Here is a 13,890-nt window from a genome sequence, read left to right on the forward strand (position 1 = left end):
TTTTATTAGGGTAGGTTGGACATTATTTGGGGCATTTAAAAGTTAAAAAAACTATATTTAAATCCTCTTTTTAAATACAAAAACTTAAACCAAGATTAAATTATGGATACCAGAAGGGATTTTTTAAAGAAGGCAAGTATGTTGGCAGGAGGAATGGGGTTAACAGCAAGTCTGCCTCCATCCATTCAACGCGCCTTGGAAATTGACCCTGAAACTGGAACTACTTTTTATGATGCCGAACATGTAGTATTTCTTATGCAGGAAAACCGATCCTTTGATCACTGTTTTGGGACTTTACAAGGAGTTAGGGGTTATAATGACCCTAGGGCCATTTCATTGCCGAACAAAATACCTGTATGGCTTCAAAGTAATAAGGATGGGGAAACCTATGTGCCTTTCCGATTGAACCTAAAGGAGACCCAAGCTACTTGGATGGGAGATTTGCCACATCACTGGGAAAGTCAGGTAGATGCCCGCAATAACGGAAAATACGACCAATGGCTCGAGGCAAAGAAGGCCGATGAGGAATATGGCAATATGCCACTTACCTTAGGTCATTATACCCGGGAAGACCTGCCGTACTATTATGCCCTGGCCGATGCCTTTACCGTATTTGATCAGCATTTTTGCTCGGCTCTGACAGGAACAACTACCAACAGAAATTATTTTTGGACAGGAAAATCTTTCGATACCCAAGGCAATAGACCTTGTGTAAGAAATTCTGAGGTAAGCTATAATAGCGAGGCCAGTTGGAAAACCTTTCCGGAAAGACTGGAAGAAAATGGCATTTCTTGGCGGGTTTATCAGAACGAGATCAGTTTGCCGACAGATGTTGAAGATTCTTCCTTGTTGGCTAATTTTACCGATAATAACCTAGAGTGGTTTACCCAATACAATGTTCGCTATAGCGCCGGTTTTCAAAAATATATAAAAGGAAGACTCAAGGTATTGCCTTCAGAAATAGAGGACTTGGAAAAGGGGTTGGACAAACAGCCCGAGGAAAAGAAAGCGGAACATTTAAAAGTACTTCAAAAGAAAAAGCAACAGCTGGAACAGATTAAGGAGGTTCTTCAGACTTGGAATTCCGAGAATTTTGAAAAACTTTCGGAGTTTCAAAAAAACCTACATGAAAAGGCCTTTGCTACCAATGTCGGAGATCCGGATTACCATAGCGTTGAGGAGTTTAGCTACAATGACAACGGTGTTCAGCGTTCCTTAAAAGTGCCCAAAGGCGATATACTGCATCAATTTAGGCAAGACGTGGACCAGGGGAAATTACCTGCCGTTTCCTGGTTGGCAGCCCCCCAGAAATTTTCGGATCACCCGAGCGCTCCCTGGTACGGGGCATGGTATGTCTCTGAGGTTCTGGATATCCTTACCAAAAACCCTGAGGTATGGAAGAAAACTATTTTTGTGCTTACCTATGACGAGAACGACGGGTATTTTGATCATATTCCTCCTTTTGTCGCTCCCAATCCTAAGGATACCAAGAATTTCACCAAAGGATTGGATACCTCAGAGGAATATGCCAGCTTGGAACAGGAGATGGCAAAAAAAGGTATGGATCCGGAGGACCCTAGGGAAAGCCCAATGGGACTAGGATATAGGGTTCCAATGGTCGTAGCCTCCCCTTGGAGCAAAGGCGGATGGGTCAATTCCGAGGTGTGCGACATTACGTCCACCTTAATGTTCTTGGAAGAATTGATAATGAAAAGAACGGGCAAAGTAGTTAAGGAAACCAATATAAGTAGTTGGCGCAGGGCCATTAGTGGCAATCTAACCTCTGCCTTTAGGCCATATAACGGGGAGCCCTATACTATTCCCAAAGCCATAGAGCGCAACCATTTTATGCAAGAGGTCTACAATGCCAGCTTTAAGGAATTGCCCAAGGATTTTAAACCACTAAGCAGTGAAGATATAGCCAATGCGAAAAAAGACCTCTATAAGACATCGTTTATGCCACATCAAGAACCTGGAATTAGGGATTCTTGTGCTTTGCCGTACGAGTTATATGTAGATGGACAAATAAATGCTGAGAAGAACTCATTTCGAATTCAGTTTAAAGCTGCCGACGCTTTTTTTGGAGAATCGGCCAAAGGAGCACCATTTAATGTTTATGCCCCTGGAAACTATAGGCAGGAAACGCAGGGTGGAGATGTAGATTTTTTACCTGTTCAAGCATGGCCCTTTGCCGTAGAGAAGGGCAATAGTCTGGATTATGAATGGCCTTTAGATCATTTTGAGGATGAAGGATACCATTTACGGGTATATGGACCTAACGGTTTTTATAGGGAATTTATGGGTGCTGAGTCCGATCCCGAATTACAAATAAGTTGTGGTTATCAAAAAAAGAGGGGATTTATAAAAAAATTATCGGGCAACATAGAGATCCAAATTTCCAATACCTCCAAGAAAAAGGATATTAATATTACAGTTGTAGACCATGCCTATGGTAATCCTGAACAAAAAATTCGGATCAAAAAAGGTACGGTAGAGAACATTATTGTCAATTGTGCCAAAAGTTATGGTTGGTATGATTTTTCATTGCAAATCCCAAAAAATTCGAGTTTTGCAAGGCGATATGCAGGAAGGGTAGAAACCGGGAAAGCGTCCAAGAGTGATCCTTTTATGGGAAGGGTAGTTTCTTAGGTTATCAATGATTTATACTTAAAGTTTTAAAAGAAAAATCCCATCCTAAAATTCAGGATGGGATTTTTTAATTAATAACACTGTTTGTATCTATCTCCTCACTGTTTCGATTTGGAAATAATTGGTTTAATATATTGACTTAGTTTGCAAGGTCAAATCTATCAAGATTCATCACCTTGGTCCATGCGGCAACAAAATCTTTTATAAACTTGTCCTCTGAATCTTCGCAGGCATAAACTTCTGCAATGGCCCGTAGCTCGGAATTGGATCCAAAAATAAGATCGGCACGGGTACCGGTCCATTTAAATTCTCCAGTCTTGCGGCTACGTCCTTCAAAGACGTCTTGGGAATCGGAAATACCTTTCCAAGTAGTTCCCATATCAAGCAAATTTAAAAAGAAGTCGTTCGTCAAGGCTCCAGGGCGTTTAGTGAAAACACCGTGCTGGGAACCGTCAAAGTTGGTGTTAAGTACACGCATACCACCAAGAAGTACTGTCATTTCGGGAGCGGTCAAGGTCAATAATTGAGCCTTGTCAACAAGCATTTCCTCAGCGGTTACGCCGTAAGTTTCCTTGACGTAATTTCTGAAACCATCAGCCCGTGGTTCAAGGACCTCAAAAGATTCCACATCGGTTTGCTCTTGACTTGCATCGGTGCGTCCAGGAGAAAAAGGAACCGTTACTTTCTTCCCAGCATTTTTTGCCGAACTCTCAATAGCGGCGTTTCCTGCCAAAACAATAAGGTCTGCCAAGGAAACTTTTTTATTTCCGGATTGTGCGGCATTAAATTCCTTTTGGATGGCTTCCAATTTATCCAAAACTTGGGCCAATTGCTTGGGGTTGTTTACCTTCCAATTTTTTTGTGGTGCCAGGCGAATCCGTGCTCCATTGGCACCACCTCGCTTGTCGGAACCCCTAAAAGTGGAGGCGGAAGCCCAGGCGGTAGAAACCAATTGGGATATGGAGAGGCCCGTTGCCAAAATTTTGGCCTTCAGATCTGCAATATCCTTATCATTGATCAACTCATGATCCACGGCAGGTACTGGATCTTGCCATATTAATTCTTCCTTAGGTACTTCCGGCCCCAGATAACGTGATACCGGTCCCATATCACGGTGTACCAATTTAAACCAGGCACGTGAATATGCATCTGCAAATTCTTCCGGATTTTCCAAAAAGTGCCTTGATATTTTCTCATAAGCTGGATCCATACGCAGTGAAAGGTCCGTGGTCAACATAAAAGGTGCATGCTTCACGTCAGGATTATGTGCATCAGGTACCGTTCCTGCACCAGCATTGTTTTTGGGCTTCCATTGGTGCGCTCCGGCCGGACTTTTGGTCAATTCCCACTCGTAACCAAATAGATTTTCAAAAAAGGTATGACTCCATTTGGTAGGGGTATTGGTCCATGCACCTTCTATACCACTTGTAATGGTGTCCGCACCTACTCCAGTTCCATAGTTGTTCTTCCAACCAAGACCTTGGGCTTCAATGCCTGCCGCTGCAGGCTCCGCTTCCACATATTTAGTGGGGTCTGCAGCACCATGGGTTTTGCCAAAGGTATGTCCCCCAGCAATAAGTGCAACCGTTTCATAATCGTTCATTGCCATACGGCCAAAAGTATCGCGTATATAATGTGCGGACTCTACAGGATCTGGATTGGCATTATGGCCTTCAGGGTTTACATAGATCAATCCCATGTGGGCGGCACCTAGAGGGGTTTCCAATTCCCCGTTTTCGGAATAGCGTTCCTTGTTGCCCATCCATTCTTTTTCCGAACCCCAATATACATCTTGTTCGGATTCCCATATATCCTCACGGCCTCCGGCGAAACCGAACATTTTTAATCCCATTGATTCATGTGCACAGTTCCCGGCCAATATCAATAGATCCGCCCAAGATAACTTCTTGCCGTATTTCTTTTTTATTGGCCATAACAATAAACGAGCCTTATCCAGGTTGGCATTGTCCGGCCAACTATTTAATGGTGCAAAGCGTTGTGATCCGGAACCGGCACCTCCACGGCCGTCCTGTATACGATAGGTTCCGGCACTATGCCAGGCCATACGAATAAAGAAAGGGCCATAATGACCATAATCTGCCGGCCACCAATCTTGACTTGTAGTCATTAATTTGTACAGGTCTTTTTTTACTGCTGCCAGATCCAGTTTTTTAAATTCTTCTGCATAATTAAAATCAGGATCCATAGGATCCACCAAGGACGAATTTTGACGCAGTATATTTAATTTCAATTGATTTGGCCACCATTCACGGTTGCTAGTACCTCCGCCAGCAACTTGATGCAATTCCCCATTTAAAAATGGGCACTGTGCCGTTGATCCGTTTACATCCCATACTTTACCATTAGATGATTGGCTTGAATGTGTTTTATCTTCCATTTTATATAGTTTAAATAAGTTTTAGATTAGTTCATCCTTAAATTTACAATAATTTTTTCTGATGGATTTGAAATGTTCATCAATAAAACTTATGGATGTTAGGGAAAACTTATGGCCCCGATACATTGGCTCTAATTCCTGGCTTTAAATAATTTAACTTGTCCTATTTGCAATTATGTTCCCCTACAAAAACATTTAATCCAACCTGGGGAATAGTCATTTCAAGTGCTTAAAGTAAAATATTTTATTAGCAATTATTTTGGTTGATTAAATGAAAGATTGAGGATTTCTAGGATATAGTGGAATCAATGGTCCTTCATTTTGTTACTGCCATAAACAATTCCCCCGACGAAATAAAAGATTTTCTACCTTGGGGTTTAAATAGTTGTATGTTTCACAACACATTCTTAACTACAATCTTAATTTGAAAGATTAATATGCTAAGTAGCGATCATATAGAATTACATGAGACGGCATTTGTAACCTCCGCCTTTCGTGCTACTGATGTTAGCTTAAGTAGGGATCATTTTGCCTATTTATGGAATAATCCGAAAACAGAAAAATGGGTCGAAGAATATCTGACAAAAGTGTCCTCTGAGGAAACATTTACGCACTGTTTAAGAAATAGATATTTTTTAGATAAAATAAAGGAAAATGTCATTAAAAATGGAATCGAAGTTTTGATCAATTTTGGGGCTGGTTTTAGTATGTATCCGTTTTTGTTGGACCCAAAAATAATCCATATTGAAATAGATAAACCAGAGATAGTGGGGTACAAAAAAAATAAAATAGAACAATGGCAAAAAGAGGATATACTTCCCAAGCGAAATTTACATTTTGTAGGAGTTGATTTTAGTACAGCTTACAAGGAGGGGTTATTGGCAGCCATTAACTCCATCAAGAACAAAAAAAAGAGCTTTATACTTATTGAAGGGGTTTTGTTCTTTTTGGATAGGGAGGAAACGGATAGCCTATTTCAGTTGTTCAACCTCCTTCAGGATACTGGGGATATTATTGGAAGTGCATCGTTTCGGGATAATTTGAAACAAACATTGGCCTTTGAAAGGTTACTTGATTTTTTTGGGGAAAAGGTTTCCAAAACCAAGGCGAGCGATTATCAAACCATTCAAGATTCGTACTATCGGGAAATATCTGGGTACAGCTTAGTAGACCATCAAGATTATTTTAGTCTCGCCAAAACCTATGATCATAAAATTAGTCTACAAAAGGAACTTATTTTAAATGAAAACTTCTATCTCTTGCAGAAAATGAAACCCTAAACAGTATCCACTGTTAATAGGGTACATGAAAATTATGTACCTTAACCTGTTGCCAAACTTAGACCATGGCCAAACATGAAAAAACTAAAATTTCCAACAGCCCAAACTATTCTTATACTTATCGCTGTATTGGTGACCATATTAACTTGGCTTGTTCCGGCCGGCGAATATGATAGTCTGGCTTACAATGCCCAAAGCAATAGTTTTACCAAGATAAGTATTGGGGAAAGTGTAGAATTACCGGCGACCCAGGCAACCCTGCAAAAACTAGATATAAAAATACCAATTGAAAAATTCACCAATGGCGATATTTATAAACCCATAGGTATTCCCAATACCTATAGGGAAATGGAGGCACAACCCCAAGGTTTGGCTGCCTTGGCGCAATCGCCAATAAAAGGTATAATTGCAGCCGCCGATATTATTTTTTTGATTCTAATTATTGGAGGCCTAATTGGTATTATGAACCTTACGGGGGCCTTTGATGCCGGAATTGCCTGGATGGCTAAAACACTTAAAGGTAGGGAGTATATTCTCATAATTGTAGTTACAACATTAATTGCCCTTGGGGGAACCACCTTTGGATTAGCAGAGGAAACCATGGCATTCTATCCCATTTTAATCCCCGTATTCCTAGCGGCCAAATATGACGCTATGGTGGGCCTAAGTTGTGTTTTTCTGGGGTCCGGTATTGGCAGTATGTGTTCTACGATTAATCCGTTTGCTACCATTATAGCCTCTGATGCAGCAGGAATAAATTGGACCACTGGACTCAATAATCGTATCATTATGCTGTTGTTATGTACCACCATCACCATTGTTTATATTCTTAGGTATGCCAAACGGGTAAAAGCCGACCCTTCAAAGTCGATTATTTATGACCAAAAAGAAGCTATTGAACAGCTTTTTGGATTAAATACGGTGGATGCCACAATTAAATTTACCAATAGACTAAGACTTATTACCCTTGTATTTTCATTGTGTTTCATTGTTATGATCATTGGAGTTTCCTTTTTGGATTGGTGGTTTGTGGAAATGACCGCCACATTTTTGGTAGGGGCCATTATCATTGGTTTTATTGCCGGAATTAAGGAAAGCGATTTTGTGGATGCGTTTGCCAAGGGAGCTGCCGATTTGCTCAGCGTGGCCTTTATTGTGGGTATTGCACGGGGGGTAACCATACTAATGGAGGATGGACTTATTAGTGATACCGTTTTGTATTATGCCAGTATTCTTACAGAAGATATGCACAAAGGAGTATTCGCCAACGTTATGCTCTTTATTTATGGGGGACTATCCTTTTTTATGCCATCTTCTTCAGGCATGGCAGTATTGACCATGCCAATTTTTTCTCCTTTGGCGGATACGGTAAATATAGGTAGGGAAATTATTGTTGACACCTATTTGTATGGTATGGGCCTGTTTTACTTGATTAATCCCACAGGTTTAATCTTGGCCGCTTTGGCCATAGTGAAAATAGGATTCAATAAGTGGTTGAGGTTTGTTATTCCCCTTATGTTGGTATTGGTCATCACTACGATGATTTTTTTGACTATTTCAGTGTATACGAATTGAATGCATAACCGATGGCTTTTTACGAATAACCTTCAATTTTTTATAAGAATTAAGGGCAAATAACTAACTTTAGTAAATGGTAATGCTTAGGCTTTGCCTGCTGTTGTCAATGACCCTTTATGACGTGTAATATTATTATATACACACACGATTGCACCAAATAGAAGTATTGCAAAAGCCTTCTTTTGGGTAATAATTACATCAATCAAAATAAAACGGAAATGGAAAAGACAAAAATAATGGTTCAAGCGACCATTTCTGAAGGAATGGATAAGGTTTGGGATTATTATACCAACCCAGAACACATAATAAAATGGAATTTTGCTTCGGACGATTGGCACTGCCCACATGCATCCAATGATATGCGCGTCGGCGGAAAATACTTGGCGCGAATGGAAGCTAAGGACGGTAGTTTTGGGTTCGATTTTGAGGCTGTTTATGATGAAGTGGAGCCTAACAAACAGTTTACCTATACTATGCCAGATGGGAGGCAGGTAAAGGTCACCTTCTTCGAGCTAAATTATAAGACAACTGTGAAGGTAAACTTTGATGCTGAATCCGAGAATTCCATTGAAATGCAAAGAGGAGGATGGCAGGCCATCCTCAATAACTTTAAGAAATATACTGAGTCCAATTAGTTATATGCAAATTACGGCTAGCGTAGACTTCGTTTAAAAGTTAAATACCATTAAAATTGGGCCGTATTATATTATTGGATGTCAAGCCAAATTGGAGCTGATAAAAAGATAATTGTGTAACTTTGCTATTGGAAAACATGAAAAAAAGAACTCACATATTATCAATCCTTGTTTTATTGCTGTTTCTTTCGACCACTAATGTATGGGCTTGTGGGACTTCTAAGGAGAAATCAAAATCTGAAAATATAGATTCTTGCAGCATGGACGGTCATTCTGAAGACAAGTCTTGTTGCGATTCCGAATCGGACAGGGAAGATGAGGGCTGTAGTGGATCTTGTAGTCATATTTTGTGCCACTGTCCAGTTGTAGTAAATACACCCGTTTATTTAAACGGATTTGAAGTGAAATTCTCAAATATCAATACTGAATTGGAAAATGATTGGGCTTATATCCAACAAATTCCAAAATTGGTTTATCTCCCCATTTGGCAACGCCCCAAAATAGGTTAACTTTTTAGTAATAGCCATAGGTCTGTCGTATTATTTCCGGTCAGTATCTATGTAATAACCTAGAATAATTAATTTTTATAATTCGAAAAGGGATTCCAGAATCCCTTGTAATAAAATATGTATACGATGAAAAAATCAATAAATATATTGATGGCAATTTCCGTATTGCTATCCTTTGCAGAGGGCAATGCCCAGACAAAAAACTTTAGGTCAGAATCTGTAAAAATTTATGGAAACTGTGCCATGTGTGAGAAAACCATTGAAAAGGCGGGTAATTTAAACAAGAAAGCCACCGTAGATTGGGACAAGAACACGAAAATGGCAATCATTTCCTATGATAGTTTGGCCACATCAAAAGGAGAAATTCTTAAGAGAATTGCATTGGCAGGTTATGATAGTGATCTCTTTTTTGCTCCGGACGATACCTATGCCAATTTGCCAGAATGTTGCCAATATGAACGAGCTAAAAAAAAGGCCCATAATATGGAGTCGCACGACATGCAAATGGCCAAAGACCATTCACATCATATTGCAATGACTCAGGATAAAAATGCGCTTTCAAGTGTTTTTGAAGACTATTTTTCCGTTAAGGATGCCCTGGTAGGCACAGATGGTTCCTTGGCTTCCAATAAGGCTGAAAAACTTTTGAAATCGGTTTCAGAAGTGGAAATGGATAAACTTCCAATGGACGTCCATATGGTTTGGATGAAGGTATTAAAAGATCTCAAGGTAGATATAGGAAATATTGTGGCAACCAAGGAGGTAGGTGACCAACGGGTATATTTTAAGTCCTTATCGAAAAATATGTTTGAGCTAATAAAGGTTTCAAAATTAGAAACACCGGTTTATTATCAATTTTGCCCTATGGCAGATGGTGGAAATGGTGCCAATTGGCTTAGTTTGGAGGAAGGCATCAAAAACCCATATTATGGCTCCCAAATGCTAAGTTGTGGGAAAACAGTGGAAACCATAAAATAACTTGGACATGACCAATTACAAGTATTGTTTGGCAGTATTTATACTAATACTGTCCAACTTTTTTGGCCATGGCCAAAATGTAGTTAGATACGATTTAACGGTGACGGACACCATTGTTAATTTTTCGGGCAAGGAAAAAAGAGCAATAGCCGTTAACGGCCAGATCCCTATGCCAACGCTAACGTTTACTGAGGGAGACATTGCCGAAATTGTGGTACACAACAGGCTTAAGGAAGGGACTTCTTTACATTGGCACGGGGTATATTTGCCCAATAAGGAAGATGGAGTACCTTTTTTGACCCAAATGCCGATTGCACCGAACACCACCCATACCTATCGTTTTCCTATTATTCAAAATGGAACACATTGGTACCACAGTCATAGTGGTTTACAGGAACAAATAGGAATGTACGGATCCTTGATCCTAAAGAAAAAGGAAACGGATCCAACCTTTAGAGAGGGAATTGATGATTTACCAACTGTGCCTGTAATTTTGAGCGAATGGACCGATATTAAACCTGAAAATGTGCATAGAATGTTGCACAATGCCAATGATTGGGGTGGAATTAAAAAAGGTACCGTTCAGAGTTATTCGGAGGCCATTAAAGCGGGGCATTTCAAAACTAAACTGGAAAATGAATGGAAGCGCATGCTGGCCATGGACGTTAGTGATGTGTATTACGATAAATTTCTTATCAATGGTAAGAATGAAAGCCAACTTTCCCAGTTTAAGGCTGGGGACAAGGTACGACTTCGTATAGCGAATGGTGGGGCGTCGTCCTATTTTTGGCTCTCTTATGCGGGAGGCAAAATAACTGTTGTAGCAAATGATGGAAATGATGTGGAACCTGTAGAGGTTGACCGCTTAATTATTGGCGTTTCGGAAACTTATGATGTGGTAGTTAATATTCCTCAGGAGGATACTGCCTATGAATTCTTGGCGACCCCTGAGGACCGTACCAAGTCGGCCTCAATTTACTTGGGCAATGGCACCATACAATTAAAAAGTAGAATGCCAAAACTGAAGTATTTTGAGGGAATGAAAATGATGAATGGGATGATGAATATGGACGGTTCCATGGATGACATGGGTATGGATATGTCCCTTCAGAAAATGGATATGAACACGGTGATGTATCCGGAGGTTACCGGTAGTGGCGATAAGAAAATGGACCATAAAATGGACCATGAAAATCATACCATGGAAGCCAATGCAGAACTGGTTACCCTAAATTATGGCATGCTGAAAGCTCCACATCCTACCACCCTGCCTAAAGATGCCCCTGTAAAGGAATTGCGCTTTGAGCTTACGGGCAATATGAACCGTTATGTTTGGAGTATGGATAATAAAGTGCTGTCGGAAACAGATAAGATCTTGATCAAAAAGGGGGAGAATGTAAGGATTACACTTTACAACGGATCCATGATGAGGCACCCCATGCACCTGCACGGGCATGATTTTAGAGTGCTGAACGGACAGGAGGAATATGCACCCTTAAAGAACGTCTTGGATATAATGCCCATGGAGACCGATACCATAGAGTTTCAGGCAAATGCTGAAGGCGATTGGTTTTTTCACTGCCATATTCTTTACCATATGATGGCAGGAATGAATCGCGTTTTTTCCTATGAAGAGCAAGCCCCCAATCCGTATCTGCCCAATAAGGAATGGGCCTACAAAAAGTTGCAAAAGGAAAGTAACAAATTCCATTTTATGGCGGAAAACGATTTTGCATCCAATGGTAATGACGGGAGGGCCATGTTGCAAAATACCCGTTGGAGTATTGGAACGGAATGGCGTTTAGGATATCACGATGACCATGGCTATGAAAGTGAAACCCATATTGGCAGATATATTGGAAAGAACCAGTGGTTTATGCCTTTTGTCGGGTTCGATTGGCGCTATCGAAAATCAGAGGGAAGCGTGGAAAAAAACATTTTTGGGCAAGGAAATACAAAGGATACCAGGGCTGTAGCAAGTCTTGGAGCTGAATATACCTTACCTCTGTTGGTAACCTTACAAGGAGAAGTATTTACGGACGGGAATATACGTTTTCAACTGATGCGGGAGGATATTCCGGTTAGCCCTAGGTTACGATGGGCCTTTATGGTCAATACGGATAAGGAATACATGACAGGTTTCAAGTATATCGTAACACGCAATCTTGGAATTTCCACCCATTATGATAGTGATATGGGACTTGGATTTGGCGCTACCTTGAATTATTGATTCCTTAAATTGAATTTCTAACGCTGGCCTTGGATTATAACGTAAGTCAGTGGTTTAAATAAAGAATACCAATGCCCTATTTTAAAATCATATTGCGAAATAGGGCTTTTGCTATTAGTTATACATAAACAGAAGATTGTATCTTTATGAGATGGTCACAGTAGATAAATTTCAGGAATTGGAAACCAACCGACTTCTCTTACGTAGGTTGGAGGAGACGGACTGGGAAATGATCCGTTATCTGCGTTCGGATAAGGAGGTAAACAAGTTTGTTAAAAGACAGTCTGCGGAAACTAAGGAAAAGGCACTCGCTTTTATTGCCAAGACCAACAATGATATAAAGAATGGGCAACTATTCCAATGGTGTATTTCCTTTAAAAATAGTCCTGCTATGATAGGAAATATTGTTCTCTGGAATTTTTCCAAGGATCGTAAAACAGCAGAAGTGGGGTACGATCTAAGTCCCGAATTTCAAGGTATGGGCATCATGGACGAAGCTATGAAAGCAGTGCTGCACTTTGGGTTCAACAAATTGAAGTTGGAAATGGTGGAAGCGTTCACCAGTAAACAAAATGAAAGCTCCAAAAAATTGCTGCTTAGAAATCATTTTAGGTGGAATGAAAGCAGAAAAGACTCCGATGATGAAGACAATATTATTTTTGAGCTGGATAACTCCAATCGTTAATGGAACAGAAAAGATTTTATATCTTACGTTAATAATATGGGAAAGTTCTAAAAACCACATCCAATGCAATACTCAAGAAATTCATTTTTAAAAACCCTTGGTCTAGGTGGCTTATTGGCTACCAGTTCAGTTTTAACTGCTAGTCCGTTCAAGGATATGTTAGGGGCAAATAATACAGGCACGGAAGCACGAAGTCTTGCGCTGGGATTGGCATCCTATTCCACGAGAAAATTTAGTTTGGATGAAACACTGGCAATGGCCAACCGATTAAATCTTAAGCAGATTGCGCTCAAGAGCATGCATATGCCTTTGGAGAGTAGTGAAGAAGAGATTAAAAATATAACTACAAAATTCGAGAAGGCAGGAATAGGCCTTTATGGCGGAGGCGTCATATACATGAAAACGGCCCAAGAAGTAGAAAATGCCTTTAGGTATGCCAAAGCTGCCAACATGAAGGTGATCATAGGAGTGCCCAATCACGACTTATTGCATTTGGTGGAAATGAAGGTAAAAGAGACCAATATAAAGTTGGCCATACATAATCATGGACCAGGAGATGAGGTATACCCAACACCTGAAGTGGTCTACGATAAAATTAAAATGCTCGACTCCCGCATTGGACTTTGTATAGATGTGGGTCACGTACAAAGATTGGGGTTAGACCCAGTAAAGAACATTAAAAAATATGCAGACCGCTTATATGATATCCATCTCAAAGATGTGGACAAGTCGGAGGCCGATGGTAAGTCGGTTGAGTTTGGAAGAGGGGTTCTGGATATCCCGGCGGTTCTCAAAGCCTTGAAAGGTATTAACTATACCGGTGTAATGGCCATGGAATTTGAAAAGGATACCGATGATGTTTTTGCTGGCCTTGCGGAATGCGTGGGTTATGTAAACGGGGCATTGGACGCCATGAAATAAGTGGACTGATATGTAAAAAAAATATCG

General features: G+C 40.3%; 10 protein-coding genes. 9 read left to right on the forward strand and 1 reads right to left on the reverse strand.

The window, feature by feature from the left end; all coding sequences use genetic code 11:
- Positions 1 to 102: 102 nt before the first annotated feature.
- Positions 103 to 2,649, forward strand: coding sequence for a phosphocholine-specific phospholipase C (locus KO529_RS05395; RefSeq protein WP_215946873.1), 2,547 nt, complete (start codon positions 103 to 105; stop codon positions 2,647 to 2,649).
- Between the two features lie 139 nt (positions 2,650 to 2,788).
- Here KO529_RS05395 and katG read toward each other — a convergent pair whose 3' ends face one another.
- On the reverse strand, positions 2,789 to 5,047 hold the full coding sequence (katG, locus tag KO529_RS05400; RefSeq protein WP_215946874.1) for a catalase/peroxidase HPI: 2,259 nt from the start codon (positions 5,045 to 5,047) through the stop codon (positions 2,789 to 2,791).
- Between the two features lie 437 nt (positions 5,048 to 5,484).
- Here katG and KO529_RS05405 point away from each other — a divergent pair, with 437 nt between their 5' ends.
- The 8 genes from KO529_RS05405 to KO529_RS05440 all read left to right on the forward strand — a co-directional run bounded on the left by KO529_RS05405 (position 5,485) and on the right by KO529_RS05440 (position 13,863).
- Entirely contained in the window at positions 5,485 to 6,327 is an 843-nt protein-coding gene (locus KO529_RS05405) for a class I SAM-dependent methyltransferase (protein WP_215946875.1), read from the forward strand.
- A gap of 75 nt (positions 6,328 to 6,402) precedes the next feature.
- Complete coding sequence (locus tag KO529_RS05410; RefSeq protein ID WP_215946876.1) at positions 6,403 to 7,902, forward strand: YfcC family protein; 1,500 nt, start codon at positions 6,403 to 6,405, stop codon at positions 7,900 to 7,902.
- Between the two features lie 221 nt (positions 7,903 to 8,123).
- On the forward strand, positions 8,124 to 8,540 hold the full coding sequence (locus tag KO529_RS05415) for an SRPBCC family protein (RefSeq protein WP_215946877.1): 417 nt from the start codon (positions 8,124 to 8,126) through the stop codon (positions 8,538 to 8,540).
- Between the two features lie 137 nt (positions 8,541 to 8,677).
- Positions 8,678 to 9,049 (forward strand): hypothetical protein, encoded by a 372-nt coding sequence (locus KO529_RS05420; protein WP_215946878.1) that lies wholly within the window; start codon positions 8,678 to 8,680, stop codon positions 9,047 to 9,049.
- Between the two features lie 126 nt (positions 9,050 to 9,175).
- Positions 9,176 to 10,027: a DUF3347 domain-containing protein gene (locus KO529_RS05425; RefSeq protein ID WP_252734307.1), complete on the forward strand. Its 852-nt coding sequence runs from the start codon at positions 9,176 to 9,178 to the stop codon at positions 10,025 to 10,027.
- Positions 10,028 to 10,034: 7 nt separating this feature from the next.
- Entirely contained in the window at positions 10,035 to 12,257 is a 2,223-nt protein-coding gene (locus KO529_RS05430; protein WP_215946879.1) for a multicopper oxidase family protein, read from the forward strand.
- Between the two features lie 151 nt (positions 12,258 to 12,408).
- Complete coding sequence (locus tag KO529_RS05435; protein WP_215946880.1) at positions 12,409 to 12,942, forward strand: GNAT family N-acetyltransferase; 534 nt, start codon at positions 12,409 to 12,411, stop codon at positions 12,940 to 12,942.
- 63 nt (positions 12,943 to 13,005) lie between these two features.
- Positions 13,006 to 13,863, forward strand: a complete 858-nt coding sequence (locus KO529_RS05440; RefSeq protein ID WP_215946881.1) for a sugar phosphate isomerase/epimerase family protein — start codon at positions 13,006 to 13,008, stop codon at positions 13,861 to 13,863.
- Positions 13,864 to 13,890 lie beyond the last annotated feature (27 nt).

It is taken from the genome of Arenibacter algicola (genome assembly GCF_018860365.1).
Classification (GTDB): Bacteria; Bacteroidota; Bacteroidia; order Flavobacteriales; family Flavobacteriaceae; genus Arenibacter; species Arenibacter algicola_B.